Source organism: Nostoc sp. FACHB-280 (assembly GCF_014697615.1).
Taxonomy (GTDB): domain Bacteria; phylum Cyanobacteriota; class Cyanobacteriia; order Cyanobacteriales; family Nostocaceae; genus Nostoc_B.
In genome coordinates this window covers 34655-57114 of record NZ_JACJSD010000009.1, presented here as the reverse complement: position 1 = coordinate 57114, position 22460 = coordinate 34655, and the positions used below count along the sequence as shown (strand labels likewise).

Below are 22460 nucleotides of genomic sequence, written 5' to 3'. Positions count from 1 at the left end.
AGTAATGAGTTATACCATTTCACGAAATTACTGACAGAAATCGCTTCCTCTGCAACTCTGCTTCTGGTCGCCGAGCGAAGTCGAGGCGCTACTTGCATATCCGTATCATTTTTAAAGTGAAATTGTATTAGGAGTAATGTATGTTTTAGATTCGACCGTTTCTTGTCGCCAGAAGGTTTCCACCGTTTAAGCTCCTCAAATACAATTTCCTAATTCCTATCTTGAACAGTCAGGTTAAGTCTCTGGTTATTAAAGGAGCTAAGGCTAAAGTCTGTGCAGGGTCAGCTAACAAAAAGCGATCGCATATCTGAAAAAGTTCAACTTCGGTCTGCGCTTGTCGCATTAGTCGCAGGAAATTACCTTGGCTGTCAACACTGAGAGCAATGTAGTTGAGAAATAGTTTGAGGTAGCCGACACGCGCTCTTTCTGGAATATTGGGTGCTTCTGGAGTTTGGTATAAAAGGTCAATGTAGTGGCGTACTTCTGTTAAAGGAACAGGCGTAATTGGCTCAGAGCGCAATGCTTGGCGAATTTGATGAAAAATCCAGGGATTACCAATTGCCCAACGGCCTACCATCACACCAACCGCACCTGTTTGCTCAAGTACCGAGATTGCTTGTGCTGCCGAGTATATATTTCCGTTAGCCAAGACGGGACAATTGACGTGTCTAACCGCTTGGGCAATCAAAGCGTAATTTACCCTGCCTTGGTATCTATCTTTTACCGTGCGACCATGTAAACTCAACAAATCAATGCTGTGGCGATTGATGATATCGAGAATTTGGAAAAAAGTATCGCTATTTTCAAAGCCCAAGCGCATTTTGACACTTAAAGGTCGGTCATTAACTGCTTGTCTGAGTTCCGCCAAAATGCGATCTACTTTTTCTGGCACCAGTAGTAATCCACCTCCAGCTTGTTTACGGTAGATTCTCGGTGCGGGACAACCCATGTTTAAGTCAACTCCAGCGATATTGTAACCACAGAGTTCCTTTGCTGTTCGGACTAAATCAGGAATGCTTTCGCCAATCATTTGAGCAAAAACAGGGCGACCAGTATCATTTTCTGTAATAGATGCCAGAATCTTGGGATTCAGCCGAGATGTTTCATTGACGCGAAAATATTCAGTGAAGAAGTAGTCAGGGTTGCCGTAATGAGCAATGACCTTCATAAACTTGAGATTTGTCACATCTTGCATAGGTGCAAGGGCAGTGAGAGGTAAATCTGAGTGGAGGGATTGGGGAAGCGATACCTGGAACATATATTAAGTAGGGCTTGCTGAAAATCCTAAGATTTATGTAAGAACTCTCTCGAACTCTTACAGCGTTTTTCATCCCAATCAGGTACATTCATCTAGTCTTGCAGAGACGCAGAGATTATTTGATCTGCGTCTATCTGCGGTTGATTAACTATCAAACAAACCTAAGTCTGTCACTGCACCAAGGCTGCTGGAAGATACCAACTTGGCATACTTGGCCAATACGCCTTTAGTGTAACGAGGTGGGCGGGGTTGCCAATTAGCACGGCGGCGGGCTAATTCTTCATCAGAAATATTCAACTGTAAGAGCCGTGATGGTGCATCAATGGTGATGCTATCACCTTCTTCGACTAAGGCGATCGCTCCACCCACAGCTGCTTCTGGTGCAACGTGACCAACTACCATCCCATAAGTACCGCCGGAGAAACGCCCATCGGTAATTAATCCGACAGCATCACCCAAGCCAGCACCAATAATTGCGGAGGTAGGAGCCAACATTTCCCGCATTCCTGGCCCGCCTTTGGGGCCTTCGTAACGAATCACAATCACGTCACCAGCTTTAATTTTGCCTGCCAGAATCGCGTCTAAGCAAGATTCTTCTGATTCAAAAACTCTAGCTGGGCCGGTAATGACTGGTTTTTTCACCCCGGTAATTTTCGCCACAGCACCTTCTGTAGCCAAATTACCTTTGAGAACCGCCAAGTGACCTTGAGCATACATCGGCTTATCCCAAGGACGAATCACATCTTGGTCTGGACTAGGTTCATTCGGCACATCGGCAAGCACTTCGGCAATGGTTTGACCAGTAATGGTAATACAGTCACCATGCAACAAATCATGTACCAGCAGCATTTTCATGACTTGAGGAATACCGCCAGCTTTGTGTAAATCTGTAGCGACGTATTTACCACTTGGTTTTAAATCGCACAATACAGGTACTCGACCACGGATAGTTTCAAAGTCGTCGATGGTTAATTCCACACCAGCCGCGCGGGCGATCGCCAGAAAATGCAATACTGCATTAGTGGAACCGCCAACTGCCATAATTACCGCAATAGCATTTTCTATAGATTTACGGGTGATAATTTGGCGTGGTAATAATTGCTTGCGAATTGCTTCGACTAACACCAACGCAGATTTTTCCGTACTGTCGGCTTTTTCGGCATCTTCGGCTGCCATTGTGGAAGAATAAGGTAAACTCATCCCCATTGCTTCAAATGCCGAAGACATGGTGTTAGCTGTGTACATCCCGCCACAGGAACCCGCACCCGGACAAGCATTTTGTTCAACGGCTGTTAGTTCAGCTTCGTCAATTTTGCCAGCACTGTATTGTCCCACCGCTTCAAAGGAACTGACTACAGTTAAATCACGACCGTTGTAATGTCCGGGTTTGATTGTACCACCGTAGACAAAAATCGCGGGAATATTCATCCGCGCGATCGCCAGCATTGCTCCTGGCATATTTTTATCACAACCACCAATTGCCAATACGCCATCCATGCTTTGTCCAGTACAAGCAGTTTCAATGGAATCGGCAATCACTTCTCTTGACACGAGGGAATATTTCATCCCCTCTGTTCCCATCGAAATGCCATCACTGATGGTAATTGTTCCGAAAATTTGCGGCATAGCTCCAGCACTTTTAATACCAGCTTCTGCCCTTTGTGCCAATTTGTTTATCCCCATATTGCAAGGGGTAATAGTGCTGTAACCATTGGCAATACCGACAATTGCTTTGTTAAAATCGGCATCTTCAAACCCAACAGCCCGGAGCATCGCTCGATTTGGCGATCGCTGTACACCCTGTGTTACAACCCGGCTTCTCAAATTATCCGACATCTTTCTTCCTTTGACTTTATCGCTTGTATTGCGATCGTATTATCTGATTTTCTCATGCCAACGCAGCACACAAGAGTATTAACCTCAGTGTTGATCATTTATTTATTGCCGAATTTTCACCACAGTGTTTTGTCAAGGTTTTATTACCAGATATGTTGGTAATAACGGCCAACCCTGGTAGGATTGCTCATAGTATTATTACCAAATATATTGGTAAATAGCCTCTGTGGTTGGTAATATACGCCTGCATCAACCTTACACCAACTAAACGATTCAGCATGTTTCTAACTCGAAGAAGAGGTTTGATCACCTGGATAACTGCGGCGATTACCAGCTTGGTTTTAGTAATTGGCTTACCCCTGCTCAATCAAACAACCGAAAAGGCACAGGCGGCAGTTACCTTACGAGTTTTTGCCGCAGTTAGTTTATCAGAAGTAATACCAGAAATTGAAAGTAGCTTTATTGCTGCTAACCCCAGTTTGGGAGTCACTTTTGTCAATACTTTTGATTCTTCTGGTGCGTTACTCAATCAAATAAATCTACCAGCTAACCAGTCAGCAGGCATCCCAGACATTTTTATTTCGGCGGCGACAACCCAAATGAATAGCCTGCAAGCAGCAGGACAATTGGCTTCAGGTTGGCCTGTGACTGTTGCAACTAACCGTCTAGTCTTAATTAGACCAAATACGCCGACTGCTCCGGCACCAAGTCCCACCATTTCTAATTTTGATCAATTAACAAATGGTTCTGGAAGAACAGGTAGAAGAGGTATTGCAATCGGAGATCCCGCAACTGTACCCGCAGGAGCCTATGCTCAACAAGTTCTTCAAAGTACCCTGAGTGGTTGTGGTGGAGGTACTTATAACACACTCCTAAATAGCACGACTGCCAACAAGTTAGTTTTCGCCAGCAATGTACGTAACGTCTTAGCAGCAGTACAGAATAGAACCCTGAATGGCAACACAATTGATGCAGGCATAGTTTACACCACAGACCAAGCTATTTCTAATAGCACAGCCTTTATCGCTACTGCGCCACAAAACTGCCACAACGCCATTGTCTATCCAGCAGCTGTACTCAATAGAACGGCAAACTCATCAGCAGCAACTAGTTTTGCCAACTATTTATCCAGTAGTACAGCGAGAACTAGGTTTATTAACCGTAAATTTGGTGTTCCCTAACCCAGAACTCATCAGGGTATATCTGCGATCGCATATTTTGTAAATCTCGTTTTTTGGAATTTTTGGAGTTAAAATCTGATGAAATCAGCGAAAAATTTGGGAATTATCTTTCTTGGTATGACTAGCGCCATTGTAATTACTGGTGCTTACATTCCGCGAGCGCAAGCAGCTAGAGTGAATCTCGTCCAGAATGGAGATTTTGAAATAGACCCACTAGTCAACCCAGACTATGATCCTACTGTACCTAATCCTTTTATTACCGGATGGACTAATGGTAGTGTGACGGACATTGGTACTTATTCGGTTCGCTTGTCAAACTATCCCAACCCTCTGACTAATGGTCTACGCAGCGTTGAGTTTAACTACACTGCGCCTGGAACATTGGGTTCACTTTCACAAACTCTCGCTACCAAAAAGAATAAAGAGTACCAACTCAGTTTTTATCTAGCCTCTGTAGAAGAAGCACCTCGTTTGGATAATATCTTTCAAGTATTTGCAGGTGGACAGAAATTGTTAGAACTAACTAACCTCACTCTAGATATTGATCCCCTACAAAATTTCAAAAAATACACGCTGAATTTCATTGCCCAATCCACCGCTACAGAGTTAAAGTTTTCCGGCCGTACTGGACATGACTGGTTAAACTTAGATGATGTAAGTGTTTACCGAGTCAGTAATGGTAATTCACAAGGTTCTGGAAATCAGGCGGTACCTGAACCAACAACTATTGGTGGTATCGTCCTTGCTGGGTTGGTAGGTAGTTGGTTGAAGCGTAAAAAAGCTGAGAGTTGTTAGTTTTAGGTAGGGTGAAGGGGTATAGGTGTATAAGGGTGTAAGTGTTTAAAACCCTTATACCCTTGATTCCTAAACCTTATGCTGTCAAACTATTGCTGGCTGTGGCTGTGATTATCTTACGTATTTGGGCATCAGTTAAATTTTTATTTGCACTGAGCATCAAGGCTACTACCCCAGCAACATGAGGAGTAGCCATAGATGTACCGTTCCACGAAACATACTTATTACCAGGAAGTGTGGAATAAACTCCAACACCAGGGGCTGTCACATAGCTCAGTAGTTCAGTACCGGCGCGATTAGAAAAATCTGCTGTCGTCCCATATTGATCAACTGCTCCCACAGCCAATCCCCAAGCTTGAGCATAGCTGGCCGGATAGTATGGTGTAGAAGCACCAGCATTTCCCGCCGCCATCACAACGATCGCACCTTTACTGCTGGCATATTCAACAGCTAATTGTATATCAGTGTTTGGCTGCTCCTTGCCAATACTGACGTTAATTACATTAGCGCCATTATCCACCGCATAACGAATACCATTGGCGATCGCACTATCAGAGCCGGAACCATTATCGCTCAACACTTTCACTGGCATAATTTTGGCATTATAGGCAATGCCAGTGACACCAAAGCTATTGTTTACTCCGGCGATTGTACCTGCAACATGAGTACCATGACCATTCTTATCTAGGGTGTTGTTGTTGTTGCTAACAAAGTTCCAACCATAAACATCATCAATATAGCCGTTGCCATCATCATCTTTATTGTTACCTGCTATTTCTTTGGTGTTTTTCCAGATATTAGAATTTAAATCTCGATGGTTGCGGTCAACACCACTATCTACAACTGCAACAGTAATTCCTGCACCGGTATATCCTTTAGCCCAAACTTCTGGTGCTTTGATCAGGTCTGCACCCCAATTGAGTCCTCCCAAGTCAGGGACATCTCCAAAGGTTGTCTGACCTATAGCTTGAGCTAAAGCTGCGGCTGCATTAATCAAGCCATAACCATTAATTGAACTAAAACTATTCTGGAGCGCGATCGCTTTAGCAACAATATTATTATTTTCATTAGTTTCAACTACATTGTTGTTAGCATCTGCTTTGTACAACAAATAATAACTACCTGCGGCGGCATTCTTCTCAATACTAAAAGTGACTGTTCTGGAACTGTAAGCACCTGGATTTAGACTAGCAATTTCATCAGAGCCTAAATACAAATCATCATCACTCACACTTGTATCGTGAGATAAGTAAAACAAAGTGTAGCTAGAAAAAGCATTCTCCGAGCCTTGGTTTTTGATTTGATAGTTAATGTTGAGCGTACTACCAGCAGCTACCGAATTTGGAGCCACTGTATTTTGTACTATTAGGTCTGGTGGAGTAGAAACTTGGGTTGTTTGATTATTTAACGTGGTTGTATTAGAGCTAGTACTAATAGTTATGGGAAGAGATGTGTGTGCTATTGATATATGATTTGTTGCTAAACTCAAGCTCAATGGATGATGAGATTTATTAATTAAGCTGGAAATAATATTGATATTTTTTTGTTCAGAAACCATAGGGGATATTTTCACAGAATAAATTGCTGCTAACTTAAAAGTTGGGAGTAGCCAAATTTTAAGTGATTAAAGAAGTTAGGATTCAGGAGTGATGCCATAAGCTTTGAAAAGAGAAGTAGCCTATTCATCTCCTCTTCCCTTCCAATTGAATAAGTTAATTTTTGGAAGTCCTTGAATTCAAGATTCCCAGATATTACCATAAAAGTTGGTAGCAAAACTATGTGGTTGGTATTAATAGAACTACAAGGCGGAATTTCAAATAAAAGTAAAGCAGGATAAACCGAATTTTTAGAGATTTTTCTAATTTTCTGTAAAAAAATATGAAGACAGATAAGACATTTAAGCCACAAGTTAAGAACTGTCATCAGACAGATAAGACAGTTAATTTCTCTTTGTAGTTTTTTATACTATTTTTAGTCAGAAAGCATTATAAATATTATTTTGTCAATTCGTATTAATAGTAAAAATAAATACAAATTTTTCTGTTTACAAATTTAGTAAATTGTCAGAATATAGCCAAAATAATCACAATGTAATAAACAACAGTTTTGTAAAAAAACATCTGTTGTTTGCAACTTTATTAATTACTGTTTGAGTAAAGCTGGATGAGTATATTATCAGTGATAAATATACAATTATTAGGGAAACAAATCGGATATTAAACTGATTTCAGTATTTTTGAACCTTAGAAAAATAGTTGTCATGTTTTTCAATTGTTTACCTGACTTTGGGGCTGTTAAACATAATAAAATATGGCAATAATTTTTCGAGTAAGTATTTAAAAAACTCCCTAACTGAACTCAAGCTAGTAGTTTGGAATCAACCTAATATTTGTCAAAGATTCAGATATGAGTACAATACCAGACCAAACCAGAGAAGCACGCGATCGCGTTATTGAATCTGCCAATCGATTAGGCGTTCAACTCAACGAGGAAGAATTAGACCGTTGGATGAAGTCAATCACTGAGGCTACAGGTGACAGCGATATTGTCGTTGATCACGAAACTGGTGTCTTTGGTCACAAAGTCACCATGTTAGATTTTGATCCCAAAGATGTAGAACGGTTTCGGGCGATCGGCAAAATTGTCGAATTTGACGACATTCCCGGTGTTGTAGAAACAGCGTTGGCGCTTTCTGGTTCAGCAGCACAATCAAAAGTACAAACTCATCCTGGTGATTGTGACTACTTTGAGCGAGTGAATATTATTGCTCCTACTAAAAGCGCAGCTTGTGAAATTCTCGCCCGAATTATGCGAGAGAAAGCTATCAGCAGCTTATCTGGCCCTAATTACCAATTAATTGAACTGAAATTTGGTAGCTATTCGCAAGATATCATTCGTGGTAATAACACCTATCATCACGGTTCACCAATCACATGGCTTCCTGAAGAAGTAGTAGCTGGCGAAATTCAAGCAACTGATCTTCAGGGAAATCCCCTCGTGATTACTTGGGATTCTGTCGCCCAAGAACCTGGTTGGTGCAAGCTAGATTGGGTAGTTGCTGATCAAGTACGCGGTCAATTAGCAAACGCCAGCAACGTCTTAGATGTCACTTGGGAAGCTCCTGATGGTACGATCACACCTTTAGATGGCTATCTTGATGGTTATTTCCAAGAAGTTTATTTAGACGCTCAATCGGCTCCTATCTTTTCTAAACTGGTGAAGCAAGTCTCCGCAGATGTGTTGGATGACTATGTAGCACGGTTACAAAAGGAAGTACAGAAATATCTCAAAGATGACCACCTTAACTACGGTAAAGCAGCTAAACGCCTGTACAATATTTTTCGGCTAAATGGTCAGTATGAAGAAGCTGCCTTTTTGCGTGAACTGTTTGATGAACCAGCCGCATTACTGTATCAAGTCCACTCATTGGTAGTTACAGTCCAAGAAGCCACAGAAAAAAGCTCTGTCTTTGATATCGAAAGCATTCTCGATCAGACAGACGAACTAATTATGTCAGTGATTAAAGTCTTAGAAGGAGAAGCAGAATTAGAGATTGTGCGTCATCTGCTGCGTTTATATCGCTGTATCAGTCGTCAGAAGCCAGGTGTTCCTCTAGGGCCACAGGTAGAAGCAGCCCAAGCGGAAGTAATGAAGATTGTCAATAATTTCTTCTATGAAAAAATGGCAGGATTTTCCACCATTAAAGCTTATATTGATGGTCTAAAAACTTGATCTTGTTTGTTCATAAATACAGACTACTTAGTCTAATGTTTACGCTGTAGGTTGTTTTGCAGGAGATTGCAAAACAACTTGCCTTGTTGAATAGCATCCTCTAGGGCGATATGGCTTAAGGGAGATTCTTCTAACCATTCAGATGGGAAGTTTTCTTTACCGGAGTCAGTATAATTTTTTTGCAAAAATGCCATTGCGTAGGAACGGATATCGAGTGCTGAATGTTTAAAGGGACTCTCACCGACAAATTTCAGCAAATACCAATAAACAAACATAAAATCGTAGGCTGCGGGATAGGCAACGAAGATGGGTTTGCCGGGTAATGCTTTTAGCCAAGTATAATATGCTTGCATCACTGATGCTGGTGGTTGAGGGTTGATTCGGCAGGCTTCCCAAGCCTCTGGCTGTTTTGACCACCATTTCATAGTTTTGGGATGTCCTGCTGCGCCTGGTAAGGTTTCCAGGTTTGCCGAAAAGGTGGCAATTAATTGTTTATCGGCGGTATAAGCTGCTGATCCAATACTGAGCATGGAATGAGGCCCCGGAATTGGGCCATCTGCTTCTATATCTGTGCTGACGTAGATTTCAATTGTCACCTTTTTTACTGCTCGTTCAACCCAACAAATTGAGTAATAATCTGATTTTAGGCTTTATTTATGGCAAATCTTCTACACATTGATTCTAGTCCTCGTGGTGAACGTTCTATTTCGCGATCGCTCTCTTATGAGTTCGTGACATCTTGGAAAAATTCTCACCCTAGTGATACCGTTACCTACCGCGATTTGGGTCATTATCCTGTTCCCCATGTAGATGAATCATGGATAGCAGCAGCTTTTACACCACCTGATGCACGCACACCCGAACTAGTGGAGGCGATTCAGCTTTCGGATAGTTTAATTGATGAGTTCTTGGCTGCCGATCGCTATGTTTTTGGTATACCAATGTATAACTTGAATATTCCTTCTACTTTTAAAGCTTATATTGACCAAATTGTGCGTGTCGGTCGTACCTTTGGAATTGATGCGAACGGCTATAAAGGTTTAGTTGATAGCAGCAAAAAAGTGTTAATTATCACCTCTCGCGGCGGGACTTTTCCCCCAGGTACACCCTTTGCAGCTTATGACCATCAAGAACCTTATCTCCGCACTATTTTGGGTTTTATTGGTCTAACTGATGTCACATTTATCCATGCTGACAGCCTCAACTTAGGTGATGATGCTCGTCAACAATCATTAGCAGCTGCTAAAGAAGCGATCGCACAGATTGTAACTAGTTGGTAAAGTTGTAAGTTTTATCAAAATAGAATTCAGGAGTCAGGAGTCAGGATTCAGCATAAATTCTGTACGCAACCGCGAATCAATAAACGGTGAATTACTACACTCAATCTCAATGAGTGAAAGAGAAAGACCTGACACTCATTGATTCTGACTCCTAAATTCTTCTTCAACTAAATGTTAAATCTGGTTCTTTACAAAAGTTAAATAAGGCTGATTCAGATTCTGATTCATCTTCAAATACAGCAGATATGTACCATTCACAAGGTGAATCATTGGTATATTCAGCCCAATAGATTGTTGTGGTTTCACCTGATGGAATTCCATCATCGCTCAAGGTGAATGGTAGCCACTCATCTTCATCAAGAGACACCCACAACTCTGTAATGGCTAGGTCGGTTTCATTGGTAACGGTAAAAGTAAATTGATCTGACATAGATAACCTTTCAGAGATAACTAAATTGTCAGTCACCGATTATACTCGCTATTTTTCTACTACTCGTCCATTTAAATACCATAATCCTTGCAGAGACTGAATTTTAAGGTTTTTAGCTCAATTTTTATCGAAAAAAAGAGGATTAAAAATTTTACCTAAATTAATTATTTACACAGGGTAGAATGTCCGCTTCAACGGCACTCTGTTGCGTCATATAAACTACACCTATCCCAAGGTAGACATTAATTTGAATTTTAAGCTAAAGTTGTAATGAGTTTGCTTTAGCGAGGAAGATGATGAATTAGCCCTCAACAAGCTGTAAACACTGCGGTTAGACAGTGATAGTTATTGAGCGATCGCTAACCACAACACAGTTAGAAAGAAAAAGCATCATATAATATTTTTTTATATCAAAAAACAAAAATAAACCTGGAAATCACAATTTTCCTGAATACTTAGCGAAATCTAATATGGAAAAACCAACGATAGCTAAAAAACCAATTCGTTCTCTAGAAGATGCGCTAGATCGGTGTCAAACGCTGGGTATGCGCGTTAGTCGCCAGCGCCGTTTTATTTTAGAACTGCTATGGCAAGCAAATGAGCATCTATCTGCAAGAGAAATTTATGATCGCCTCAACCAAGAAGGCAAAGACATTGGTCATACCTCTGTATATCAAAACCTAGAAGCCTTATCCAGTCAAGGCATTATTGAATGTATCGAACACTGTGATGGTCGCTTATATGGCAATATTAGCGATGCTCACAGCCATATCAATTGTCTCGATACTAATCAAATTTTGGATGTACATATAGAATTGCCAGAAGAACTTTTGCGTCAAGTTGAACAACAAACGGGCGTAAAAATTACAGAATATAGTATTAACTTTTATGGCTATCGTCATCCATCCGAAGATGTGTAGGGATATGGAATTAAAAACCAACTGAAGAGGGTAAAAGTTAAAAGTTAAAATTGAGCTTTCCTAGCTTGGGCTGGTGATCATTATTCTTTTGAATCCTTTTGCCTTTTAACTTTTTCCTTTTTACTTCTTAACATCAATCATAATCGCTGGGATTCACACTAAATACAGTTTCATCTTCCACATCATCATCATCATCATCGTATAAATCAACAGAAGCAATTGACTCTCCTTGTGAGTCATCAATTGTGCCGATGTTGGTATTGCTTAACCAAGCTGCTGTTTGGTCGTCGCTGTCTGTGACATTTGCCACAGATGTCTGTGATAGTAATTTTTTTAGGGTGTAGAACTGTTCTAAAGAAAATACAGCACCGTTCATCGTGGCAATTTCTCGGTCAGCATCAGTCAGGATGGCATCAAATAAGCAGGCATTGGTAAGATTGACATTTTCTAGATTGATGCTGCTAAGATTAGCACCAGTCAAGTTGGCACCAGTCAAATTGGCATTAGTTAAATTGGCATTGGTTAAGTTGGCATAACTTAAATTGGCATTGGTTAAGTTGGCATAACTTAAATTGGCATTGGTTAAGTTGGCATAACTTAAATTGGCATTAGTTAAATTTGTCTGCTCCAGATTGGCTTTAACTAACATTACTTGTAGCAAGGATGCACTAGAGAGATTGAGTTTAGTTAAAGATTGGGGGAGAATGCGTCTGAGCCAAACAGAATTAGATAAAATTGCGGCTTTACCCATTAGCATTGTCAAAACTTCTGGGTAGAATTCTGCGACATTTTGCGGATTACCACAAGGAGAAAAAGCAACTTTGGTAACTCGATAACCAGCAGATAATAGTAAAAATACATTTATGCCTACACTGGCATTAATTTGCTCAACATTGATGGGATTGCCGATTGTGTGAAAATAATTCCACGCTTGATGGGCTATTCCTTCATTCAACCAACGACCTTGACAATAACCACGCCAAAACAATTCTAGACGTTGTAATAATAAATCTAAAGAGAAATCACTTTGAGGCTGGTGGAGTAAAGTTTCAATTACCAGTTGCTTAATTTCTGTAGTGAGGACACCATAACCAAGTGTTTTATATAAATTTTGAGCAACACTCTGAAGTGAATCAAGTGTGAAAACTAATGTTCCGTAGTCATCTTTTTGCTGCTGTGTCAGAATTTTTAGTTGATGAGCAATTGCTTCTGCACAGAGATATTCGCCTAATTTGGGGTGAGAAAATTCTGTAACCAGGGAGTGGGAAGTTTTGAAGTAGAAAGCTGGTAAAGTCTGGGCAGGGGAAGTTTCTGTGAGATGAATTTGATAGCGATCGCTGTGTAGAATTTGGAGAGCGATCGCCTGCATTTGGTTTAATAAATCTTGGGGATGACAACCAGATAGTAAATTAGCGATCGCTTCTTGTGTACGATGAATGTGAGCCGAACCGGAACGCAACAGCATGGTTTTAATTCCCCCAGTCACCGGATAGCCTAATAACCAACGACTCAGGCGACGAAAAATTTCCCAAACCACTTTAGTAGTACTAGGTGATTGCGCTAATTGCCAAATTTCATCACCTATGAGTGCATCACGATGTAAAACACCTAGCAAATACAGCAACAATGGTTGGCGCACCAAAGCCGAAAGTTCGGGAAACTTGGAGTTACTCACAAATAACCCAGATTGCTTTAAGAAGGTAAAGAAATTTTGAGCAATGGGTAATGATTGTAACATTGCCCATTGTTGAAACCATTGTTTTAATTGTTCTTGTTCTAATGGTTGAATAATAATTTGTGGTAACTGCGACAATATATCTGGCTCAATTTCTTCTAAAGCATTTTTGCGACTAGTTAAAATAATCTTATGTTTACCTTGAGCTTGCAATGCTATTAACTGCTGAATAAAAATTGTTTTAGCTCTGGTTCCTAAATTAGCAGCAGGTAATTCATCCAAACCATCAAGCAGTAACAAACATCGCGGATGTTCTTGTTCTAACCAATTATTTAAATTAGTTTGAGCATTCAAAGCGAAACCAGAATTTAGAGTTTCTGCTAAAGTTTGACCATATTTAATATCCCGCAGCCGAATAATCACCGGCATCCAATTGGGATAAAGTTCTCTGGCTACTTCTGCTGCCCAAATTTGGCAGAAACTGGTTTTACCATATCCTGGTTCGGCAGCAATCACAGCGATAGTTTCACGATTTGCCAACTGTTCTTGCGCCCATTTTTTAATATCAACAGATGGATTATTGGTATTTGCTATTAAACCTTTAAGAGTAATATAAATATCCTTGAGGGCAAAAGATTCTATAAATAAAGGTTGGCTGAGATTTTGCAGTAAAATTCCCCGATAATTTTCTCGACATAAATCAATTTTGTCTCCTACAGATGAATTTTTAGCTGCACCTAAATTACCTAATTCTGAAGGAGCAATATTACTTGTAGAACCTAATTGGAAAAATTTTTGTAATTGTGCCAGTTGTGGGGCATTTTCCGCCACAACTTTTAGTAAGTATCCACTAAGAGAATGAGTTAAACGCTGGGTTAACAATTTTGCTTCTAAATCTTCTGCGCCGTTAGCAATTAACCAAGCAACAGTGGCGTTATTCATTTGCTGCACTAATAAAGAATCTGCCACTACAGCCAAGGCTTGTTCTGCTTGGGTATCAGTTAATTTTCCCTGAGTTAAAGTTTTTAATAATCCTTGGAGTTGCACATCTTGCAAACTCAGTTTGCCAATGATTTCCTGTAAAATTTCTCCTTGACTGGAAATCAAAGCTCGATTCAACCAAGGTTTTTGTAAGCGGACTTCTTGTTGAATGATCTGATCTAAAGCATAGAGATAAGCAATGTGAAACGCCAACCATGTGCCTTCGTTACGTTTTAAAGCTTTTTTTTCACTGAGACTACGCAACAGGCTTTCTGTTAACCGCGCAATCAGCTTGATATCTTGCCAAACAGAACCCAAAGGTAGTTCTAAAACCTCTGCTAAAGTACAGACATCAAGTGGTGCAAGGCTTTTAACTTCCATATCTTGGACAATGCGGTAGGCTACACCCGCCAATTGACCAAGGGAAAATTCTCGAATTTGACTAATTTCAATCTGGCGTTCTGCCAACCATTGCCTGATACTGAGGTTCATTTAATTACACAACTAAGACTCCGCCTATGCCATTATGATTCATTTATTGGGTGACGAAAACAGGTAACAATAAGTAGGAATACCCCTTGCATCTCAGCCAATGATGAGCGATCGCCCTCTCAAATTATTATTAGTTGACCAAGATCCGATTTTTCGCTTAGGACTGCGGGTAACTTTAGAAGCAATGCTGAATTTGCAAGTTGTTGCAGAGGTAGAAACAGAGACAGCAGCTTTGCAAAGCCTAGCAGAACTTACCCATCAAGACCCAGGCTCAGTAAATTTAGTGGTTTTGGAATTGGGAAGCGATCGCAAAGCGACTCCTTTGGAGTTTCGCTCTGTTGAGAGTCAGTTGCAAGGTTTAGAATTTTGTCGCCTGCTAAAAACTTCCTACCCCAACTTACCGATTTTACTGTTGAGTGCTGTTCAAAACCGAGAAATTCTGGCGGCTGTTAGGGCTGTTGGGGTGAATGGCTATCTCCCTAAAGGTACTCCTGCATCTGAAATTATTGCTGTGATCTCAGAAGTCGCTTCTGGTGGTTTCCATTGGGTATTAGATACCAATCCACCTTCGCCTCCCATCCCGTCGCCTCCCCGAATACCTTGGCTGCGGCTGTGGCAAAATCAGTGTTTATCGGGAATCAATTATGTTAGTGCTTCTCTAGCAACAGTTACAGTCAAACTACAAACCCCAGGCTTACCAATACTAGACCGGGCTGTGCTGGCGGGACAACGGCGAGAACTGTTAGCAGCGCGTTGGTTACTCCATCACTTGTTAATTTCCCCCCCAGAACAATCACCGTTGATTTCTCCAACCGAAGATTTAGCAGTAATTTCCTCAGCTAGTAGTGTAATTGTCCCTACAGATGTGGAAACACCCCTAACTTTGCTCCCAGAAATTAACCCAAGTGCTTTGCAATTTGACTTATTTTCAGCTTGTATAAATAAATTACAGTTTTCTTTAGAAAATGTTGCAGATGTGCCTTTAGAAATTGATATTCTCCGGGAAGATAAGAAACGGGAATTACTTTATTTGATATTACAGAAGTTAGCTAAACAGATTGAAGATTTACGCGCTTCTCAAATCACCATTGAGCAGTTAGAGGGATTTAAAGATACTATTTTATTTGATTTATGGCAAGCCACAGTTACAGATTTTTTTGGTAAATTTTCCCAAGTGCCAATCGGTGGGCAGAATATTGAAGTTGTCAAGGTATTATTGCAAAATCCCAGAATTATTCAAACTGATATTTTCAATAAAATTCCCTTTGTCGTAGAGTTACTTTCTTATTTGCTGTTTCAAACAGATTTACAGATTGATAATCAGGCTTATCTAGCTGATAGTAACGATGCTAAAGCTCAGGCATTAATGATTTTAGAAAATTTGTTGATTCAAGTTGGCAATGGGGTATTACAACCACTGTTAAATTATTTAGCAGATGTAGAAGCAATTAAGAAAAACTTTTATACTCGCAAGTTAATTTCAACGCGGGAAATTGAACGGTTTAGAAATGACTTGTCTTGGAAATACCGTTTAAATAATTATGTAAATGAAGCTAAGGCGATTTTTGAAAGCCGCTATGAGTTATTTGTGTTAGCACCAAGGGGAATTGCAAAAACATCAGTTTACGCGCCGCGCAATGCAGAATTAGCCAAGCTTGCAGGTGTGCCGTTATTTGTGACGCTAGGACTAGAATTTTGGGATGCGATCGCTCCCCGCCTACAATCGCTATTATCTTTTTTAGGCAGTGGGATTGTTTTCGTTTTAACCCAAGTCATTGGTCGTGGTTTAGGTTTAATTGCTCGCGGTATTCTTCAAGGTATTGGTAGTGTGTCGTTCTCAGAAAAAAATTTCAACCGCAACAGCGAAAGACAAAAGTAAATTTTGGCTTATTTGAGCTTTGCTCCCCGAATTATCAGCCGCAGCCACAGCCATCCTAACCCACTACCAATAAAATAATAGGGGAAATCTACCCAAGTGAAAGCTGTACCTATTAACATTCTTCCCCACCAAAATGAACGCATCCAATTTAAAAAAGGTGGATGCCATAATTGCATAAATTCTAACAAGCAAGTAATGACCAATACCCATAACGGAATTTGCCAAACTGACTTGCGAGTCGGAATAAATAGAAATGCCAGCAAGCACCAAAATATCTCATAAAAAATCCCTCCTACCTCTTGGTTTAACCACCCAACAGAATAGCGATAGTGACTGTATAAAAGTCCAATAGGGAGAATAATAGTCAGAGAAAGAATAGTGCGCCAGCGAATGTTTATCAGTGATAACATTGAGCATTTCCGAAATATAGGGGGGACAAGGTAGACAAGGGGGACAAGGTAGAGAGATATAACAGTTGAAGTATAGGTGAGTAAATTTAAAAGGCACACATACTAGGCATGGTCAGAATTTTATCTCCTGCCTTCTGCCTCCTTCAACAATCATTGAGGATGGCGATATTTTGTTTGAGCTAAAAGTGCTGTCCCGTAAGCAGCTTCGGTGTAACCTGAGGCAACAACAGGTACTTTTAAATGTCGTTGACGAATAGCAGTCCAAGTAGAATTTGCTGCACCACCACCTGCTGTATATACTCGTTGTACTGGATTTGCGCCCAAGCTTTGTAATAGTTCATATCCCCTGGCTTCTATTCGCGCAATACTTTCTAGTAAACCGTGTAAAAATTCTTTTGGTATTTCTGGGCGTGGTGTAAGTCGTGGCGGTAATTTGGGGTCATTAATTGGAAAGCGATCGCCTGGTTGCAACAAGGGATAATAATCTAAGTTGCTGACTTTGGCTGGATCAATTTCCCGACTCAAATTTTCTAACTCTGCATTCGTAAAAAATTCCCGCAACACAGCACCACCCGTATTAGACGCACCGCCAGTCAACCACAAATCACCAAACCGATGACTGTAAATTCCATATCTGGCATCTTCTATCCGAGTATGGCTTAATAATTTCAGTACTAAGGTTGAACCCAGAGATGTCACAGCTTCTCCTGGTAATTCTGCACCACTGGCAATAAAGGCGGCAATACTATCAGTTGTACCCGCACATACTAAGCAATCACGGCGAAAACGAAATTTCATCGCAATATCTGGGCGAATTTCGGCGATGGGTGTCCCTGGTGCTAACACTTGCGGTAACTGAATCGGTATTGCTAGTTGGTTTAACCATTCTGGATATTCCAAGGCTTCCACGTCATAGCCTAGCTTTAAAGCATTATGGTAATCACTAATACCCAATTGTCCATGCAATAGAAAGGCTAACCAATCGGCTTGATGCACAAAATATCGGGCTTCTGCAAAAAATGTTTGCTGTGACATCCACAGAAGTTTGGCAAGACTGGAAGTAGCACTTAATACTGTATGATTAGGTGGTGCAACTTTCCTTAGCTGCTCTAGTACCACTGCCCCCCGCGCGTCATTGTAAAGTAAAGGGACATCTACAGGCTTACCAGCCCCATCACAAAGCAGAACAGTAGAGGAAGTCCCATTAATAGCGATCGCTTTGATTTGTTGGCGCAATGGCTCAGGAATATCGGCTAACAAACTCCATAAAGCCCGACTCCAATGGTCAGCATCCTTCTTCTGCCAAGGATAGCGCACCTCTGTTTGTACATTGCCTTGGTCATCAATTACCACAGCCCTTGCACCAGAGGTTCCATAATCAATCCCTAAATACAAATCCATATTTTTATAAATTTTTATAATGAAAGATAACTATAGACTACTGATTCACCAGGGCTATTGTTGCATCTTGTAACAAGATATTCCCCAAAATCGGCAAAACAAGGAAAAGTAGTAAACGAACTGTCGAAAATCGATTTAAGTTTAGGAGGTTTTCAACAATGACCATCTCAGATACCCAAGTTTATATTGCTCTAGTTGTGGCGCTAATTCCAGGCGTTTTGGCTTGGCGTTTAGCGACAGAACTTTACAAGTAAGCCCTTGCTCTGAATTTCTTAAGCAGAGCTTCACAGTAAGTGCCACACCCTTACACAACAATCAGGCGTTGCTTGGTTGTTGTGTTTGTTTTTAAGTAGGAAACAGGTTATAGGTTACAGGTTACAGGGAAAATTCAATAGGAACCTGACAGATAAATCAGTTTGTCTAAGTTGCACGCATCACGAGTTATCAAATAATGTAGGCGATCGCACAAAAAAATTTACTTCGCAAATTAACAGCAAATCGTTCTTGTGGAGAGAAGAACATCTGCCAAAAGTCAGAGGTTTTTGAGATTACACGCAGCAGACTGTTAGTCATACCAAGTTGCAATTGCTTAAGGCAACTGGAAATACAGATCGATTCGTTGGGGGTAAAAACGATGGTTAAGCTGTCTAACCCCGCTCTCCACGAAGAACCCCGTTATCAGCCAGCAGCGATTATTCCGCTCAAGCAAGAGCAATCTTTGCTTGATTGGTTAGCGAGTACTGGACGATTAGAACCTTACGTATTTGTGGAACACTATTACGAAGATGAAGAAGACGACGCGGAAGAAGTGGTAGAGCAGTATGAATATGAAACAGGGGAAATAGACCATTTAGAGGAGTGAAATTCGCTACCAACAACGTAAACTGCTGTTGATGTAGCAGAATTTAGGAGTCAGAAGTCAGAATGACAATAGACTATCTATCTAGTTTTGATAACTAACTTGTGTACTTCACTCACTCTTTGCCATCTTTTGCAAAAGTAAAAGATGGCAAATTTACCCATCTTCAAGTAATTTTCAAATCTAATGATTAAGGACAATACCAGTGGCTCCAGATTGATTTCTGAAGTTAAACAATGTCTGCTGTTAGCTGTTCCACTAGTAGCAGCACAAATAGCCCAATCAGCAACAGGTTTTGTCGATACAGTGATGATGGGTTGGTTAGGCAGTCAGACGATCGCATCTGGAGGTTTGGGTGCGGCAATATTTACCTTTTGTTTGCTTGTGATTACAGGTATGATTTCTGCTGTCAGCCCCCTAGTGGCGAAAGCATACGGAGCCGGTAAGCCTGAACAAGTTGGTCAGATTGTGCGACAAGGCTTAGGGATATCTCTGCTATTAGGTATACCAATTACAGTCTTACTTTGGCATGGTAGTACTTTGCTGGTGCTGTTAGGGCAGGATGTGAATGCAGCTGCACTAGCACAAACTTATTTAAGAGCGATCGCTTGGGGTTTTATCCCAGCATTAGGTTTTGCTGTGCTAAAAGGCTTTCTGTCTGCCATTTCCCAACCGCAGTTAGTAATGGTAACTGTTGTCTTGGGTACGCTGCTCAATATTACCGCTAACTATGTTTTAATGTTTGGCAAATTAGGACTACCCGCCCTGGGACTAGCTGGTATTGGTTGGGCTAGTGCTTTGTCACTGTGGAGTATGTTTATTACTCTGGCTATTTATATATTTAGTCAACGTCGCTTTGCAGTTTACAAAATTTTTCAGTCTTCACCTATTTCCAAACTCAGCCAACAAAATCGCCGCATTTTTTGGGAAATTTTTCAGGTTGGCTTACCCATTGGCGGATTAGTTGCTGTAGAAGCTGGATTGTTTACTGTTGTGACGTTTATTATCGGCCAATTGGGAACAGCTGCGCTCGCTGCCCATCAAATTGCTTTGCAAACCGCTTCTATGTCATTTCAGATGGTTTTGGGTATTTCTCTGGCAACAACAGTACGTGTTGGGCAATTAGCTGGGGAGGAAGACTTGCAAAATGTCCGTTTGGCTGGATATGTAGGCATTGCCTTGGGAGGTTTGTCTATGGCGATCGCTGGTGTAATATTTTGGTTATTTCCCAAATTGATTGTTTCGCTTTACCTAGACATCAACAATCCCAACAATCAAAATGTAGTCAATTTAGCAATAAAATTACTGGCAGTAGCAGCATTTTTTCAAATTGCTGATGGCATCCAAGCAACCGCATCTGGAGCATTACGTGGTTTAAAAGATACTCGCATCCCAATGTTAATTGGGGTTTTTGCTTACTGGTGTGTTGGTTTATTAACTGGTTATGCACTGGGAGTTTGGTTTGGTTATGGAACTATTGGCCTATGGTGGGGATTAGCCATAGGTTTAGCTAGTGCGGCTATAGTTTTGAGTTGGCGATTTCGGATCATGTCATCTAAGTGGGAAAAGAGAGTCTAGAGACTAGAGAAGAAAGTTTTTTCTGTGACCAATGGGCATAAATAAACCAACCATAAGAAATTGCTAAAAAGCTTGTGGTATCACTATTGTTTCTTTTTCCTTTTGATCTTTTACTTTTGCCTTTTTGTACTAGTCTCTTGACTTAACTGATTTCTAAATCACTTAATGTTAAAGTAAACGTTGTCCATCCCTGATTGCTGGTGACTTGAATGCTACCTTGCAGTTGTGCTACTAACTTCTGCACAATTGCTAAACCTAAGCCTGTACCACCTTGGTTCCAAATATCTGCATCAGGAAAGCGGTAAAATTTTTCAAAAATTCTGGGTAATTCATCGGCGGGGATTTCGGCTGAGTTCCTAACGGTAACAATCATTTTGGCTGGAATTTCAGCAGTTTCATGGCTGACACTCAACACAATTTCACCACCAGCAGGTGTATACTTACAAGCATTATTTAGCAATTCTACTAAGATACGTTCTAAGCTAGGACGGTCAGAAAATAGTGCAGGTAAATTTTCCGGTAGATAAAGTTGCAAGGTTTGTTGATGTTCTTGAGTGCGGATTTGAAATGGTTCAATCAGCCAAGGTAGCCACTGTTGTAAAACTAATAAATCAGGAGCTAACAGCAGATTTGATGAGTTTTCCAGGCGTTGTAACTCTAATAAGTCGTTTATCAGTTCCATTTCCCGATCGCACTCTGCTTCTAAAATGTCCAGAAAGTAATGCTGTTCTTGAACAGCTGTTGCTATCTGTAACATTTGAATCATACTTTTCATGTGGTAAAGCGGCGATCGCAATTCATGAGAAACTAAATTTAAAAAGTCATTTTTGAATTGATTGAGTTGCTCCCATTGGGCGACAAGTTGCTCTTGCTGCATTTGTTTTTGTCGCGCAGCCATCGCTTGTAATCTTTCGGTCACATCCCGAAACACTAACACCGCACCGATGAGATTATTTTGGTCATCTTTGATGGGTGCGGCGCTGGGATCAATTGGTGTTTCGGTACCGTTTTGAGCAATTAAAATAGTTGTGGTGAAAAAAGGTGCGATCGCCTCTGATTCTAGAACTGTTTTGATCGGATTTTCTAAAGGTTCTCTAGTATTGATATCAATAATTTTAAATACTTCTGCTATATTTTTAGTGATCGCTTCTGCCTGTGTCCACCCTGTCAACTTTTCTGCTACCGGATTCATAAAGGTGATCAGTTGATTGCGATCGCTAGATATCACCCCATCACTAATACTATTGAGTAATGTCGCTAACCATTTTTGGTTAGTTTTCAATTGTTTCTCTAATTTATGTTTTGTTAGTGCAATTTCAATATTTGTTTTTAGTTCTCTTTCTTTAAAAGGTTTGAGTAAATAACCAAAAGGTTCGGTTATTTTGGCTCTTTCTAATGTATCTTCATCTGCATAAGCAGTTAAATAAATTATCGGAATATCTAAACATTTATGAATTTCTGCCGCTGCTTGTATACCATCCATTTGCCCTTTTAAACGGATATCCATAAGTACTAAGTCAGGGCTAAATTCCATAGCTTTCTTAATCGCCTCTTGACCAGAAGACGCAATTCCAGCCACTGTATAGCCAAATCTCCTCAGTCTATTTTGTAAATCCTTCGCAACAATAGATTCGTCTTCAACAACTAAAATATTCGCGTCCGTCATGTATGTGTATTATAAAATAAATTACCAAGCATAGATAAATCAAATATCTCAAACAGCAATTATAAGGTAATCAAAATCTTCCTATGT

General features: G+C 40.5%; 19 protein-coding genes. 9 read left to right on the top strand and 10 right to left on the bottom strand.

Annotated features, from left to right (window positions below):
* Positions 1-229 precede the first annotated feature (229 nt).
* Both H6G75_RS08845 and ilvD read right to left on the bottom strand, forming a co-directional pair.
* Positions 230-1258, bottom strand: coding sequence for a tRNA-dihydrouridine synthase (locus H6G75_RS08845; RefSeq protein ID WP_190979575.1), 1029 nt, complete (start codon positions 1256-1258; stop codon positions 230-232).
* A gap of 144 nt (positions 1259-1402) precedes the next feature.
* The gene (gene ilvD, locus H6G75_RS08840) at positions 1403-3094 is read right to left on the bottom strand and encodes a dihydroxy-acid dehydratase (protein ID WP_190979574.1); all 1692 of its coding nucleotides are present in this window, start codon (positions 3092-3094) and stop codon (positions 1403-1405) included.
* 278 nt (positions 3095-3372) lie between these two features.
* On the opposite strand from ilvD, the gene modA reads away from it, so the two are divergent.
* Together modA and H6G75_RS08830 are read left to right on the top strand one after the other, a co-directional pair.
* On the top strand, positions 3373-4275 hold the full coding sequence (gene modA / locus H6G75_RS08835) for a molybdate ABC transporter substrate-binding protein (protein WP_190979573.1): 903 nt from the start codon (positions 3373-3375) through the stop codon (positions 4273-4275).
* 78 nt (positions 4276-4353) lie between these two features.
* A complete protein-coding gene (locus H6G75_RS08830) occupies positions 4354-5070 on the top strand; it encodes a PEP-CTERM sorting domain-containing protein (RefSeq protein WP_190979572.1) in 717 nt (238 codons plus the stop codon).
* A gap of 76 nt (positions 5071-5146) precedes the next feature.
* Here the strand turns inward: H6G75_RS08830 and H6G75_RS08825 are convergent, their stop codons facing one another.
* Positions 5147-6628: a S8 family serine peptidase gene (locus H6G75_RS08825; protein WP_190979571.1), complete on the bottom strand. Its 1482-nt coding sequence runs from the start codon at positions 6626-6628 to the stop codon at positions 5147-5149.
* An 848-nt stretch (positions 6629-7476) separates the two neighbouring features.
* Here H6G75_RS08825 and H6G75_RS08820 point away from each other — a divergent pair.
* Positions 7477-8802, top strand: a complete 1326-nt coding sequence (locus tag H6G75_RS08820; RefSeq protein ID WP_190979570.1) for a hypothetical protein — start codon at positions 7477-7479, stop codon at positions 8800-8802.
* Positions 8803-8834: 32 nt separating this feature from the next.
* On the opposite strand, the gene H6G75_RS08815 is transcribed toward H6G75_RS08820, so the two are convergent.
* Positions 8835-9398 carry a 3'-5' exoribonuclease domain-containing protein gene (locus H6G75_RS08815; protein ID WP_190979569.1) on the bottom strand — a complete coding sequence of 188 codons (564 nt, stop codon included), beginning with the start codon at positions 9396-9398 and terminating at the stop codon, positions 8835-8837.
* A 60-nt stretch (positions 9399-9458) separates the two neighbouring features.
* On the opposite strand from H6G75_RS08815, the gene H6G75_RS08810 reads away from it, so the two are divergent.
* Positions 9459-10082, top strand: coding sequence for an FMN-dependent NADH-azoreductase (locus tag H6G75_RS08810; protein ID WP_190979568.1), 624 nt, complete (start codon positions 9459-9461; stop codon positions 10080-10082).
* A 163-nt stretch (positions 10083-10245) separates the two neighbouring features.
* Here H6G75_RS08810 and H6G75_RS08805 read toward each other — a convergent pair whose 3' ends face one another.
* The gene (locus H6G75_RS08805; RefSeq protein WP_190979567.1) at positions 10246-10512 is read right to left on the bottom strand and encodes a hypothetical protein; all 267 of its coding nucleotides are present in this window, start codon (positions 10510-10512) and stop codon (positions 10246-10248) included.
* 470 nt (positions 10513-10982) lie between these two features.
* On the opposite strand from H6G75_RS08805, the gene H6G75_RS08800 reads away from it, so the two are divergent.
* The gene (locus H6G75_RS08800) at positions 10983-11432 is read left to right on the top strand and encodes a Fur family transcriptional regulator (protein ID WP_190979566.1); all 450 of its coding nucleotides are present in this window, start codon (positions 10983-10985) and stop codon (positions 11430-11432) included.
* Between the two features lie 133 nt (positions 11433-11565).
* Here H6G75_RS08800 and H6G75_RS08795 read toward each other — a convergent pair whose 3' ends face one another.
* Positions 11566-14580 (bottom strand): pentapeptide repeat-containing protein, encoded by a 3015-nt coding sequence (locus H6G75_RS08795; RefSeq protein ID WP_190979565.1) that lies wholly within the window; start codon positions 14578-14580, stop codon positions 11566-11568.
* Positions 14581-14683: 103 nt separating this feature from the next.
* On the opposite strand from H6G75_RS08795, the gene H6G75_RS08790 reads away from it, so the two are divergent.
* On the top strand, positions 14684-16459 hold the full coding sequence (locus tag H6G75_RS08790) for a DUF3685 domain-containing protein (protein WP_190979680.1): 1776 nt from the start codon (positions 14684-14686) through the stop codon (positions 16457-16459).
* Positions 16460-16467: 8 nt separating this feature from the next.
* On the opposite strand, the gene H6G75_RS08785 is transcribed toward H6G75_RS08790, so the two are convergent.
* Complete coding sequence (locus tag H6G75_RS08785) at positions 16468-16869, bottom strand: DUF2809 domain-containing protein (protein ID WP_190979564.1); 402 nt, start codon at positions 16867-16869, stop codon at positions 16468-16470.
* Between the two features lie 150 nt (positions 16870-17019).
* The gene (locus H6G75_RS08780; protein ID WP_190979563.1) at positions 17020-18270 is read right to left on the bottom strand and encodes an FGGY-family carbohydrate kinase; all 1251 of its coding nucleotides are present in this window, start codon (positions 18268-18270) and stop codon (positions 17020-17022) included.
* A 158-nt stretch (positions 18271-18428) separates the two neighbouring features.
* On the opposite strand from H6G75_RS08780, the gene psaM reads away from it, so the two are divergent.
* Positions 18429-18524, top strand: coding sequence for a photosystem I reaction center subunit XII (psaM, locus tag H6G75_RS08775; protein ID WP_062295108.1), 96 nt, complete (start codon positions 18429-18431; stop codon positions 18522-18524).
* A 190-nt stretch (positions 18525-18714) separates the two neighbouring features.
* Here the strand turns inward: psaM and H6G75_RS33485 are convergent, their stop codons facing one another.
* On the bottom strand, positions 18715-18843 hold the full coding sequence (locus tag H6G75_RS33485) for a hypothetical protein (RefSeq protein WP_277884081.1): 129 nt from the start codon (positions 18841-18843) through the stop codon (positions 18715-18717).
* 61 nt (positions 18844-18904) lie between these two features.
* Between H6G75_RS33485 and H6G75_RS08770 the strand changes: the two genes are divergently transcribed.
* Both H6G75_RS08770 and H6G75_RS08765 read left to right on the top strand, forming a co-directional pair.
* The gene (locus H6G75_RS08770; protein ID WP_190979562.1) at positions 18905-19132 is read left to right on the top strand and encodes a DUF3134 domain-containing protein; all 228 of its coding nucleotides are present in this window, start codon (positions 18905-18907) and stop codon (positions 19130-19132) included.
* Between the two features lie 183 nt (positions 19133-19315).
* Positions 19316-20707, top strand: coding sequence for an MATE family efflux transporter (locus tag H6G75_RS08765; RefSeq protein ID WP_190979561.1), 1392 nt, complete (start codon positions 19316-19318; stop codon positions 20705-20707).
* A 142-nt stretch (positions 20708-20849) separates the two neighbouring features.
* Here the strand turns inward: H6G75_RS08765 and H6G75_RS08760 are convergent, their stop codons facing one another.
* Positions 20850-22373, bottom strand: a complete 1524-nt coding sequence (locus H6G75_RS08760) for a response regulator (RefSeq protein WP_190979560.1) — start codon at positions 22371-22373, stop codon at positions 20850-20852.
* Positions 22374-22460: the final 87 nt, after the last annotated feature.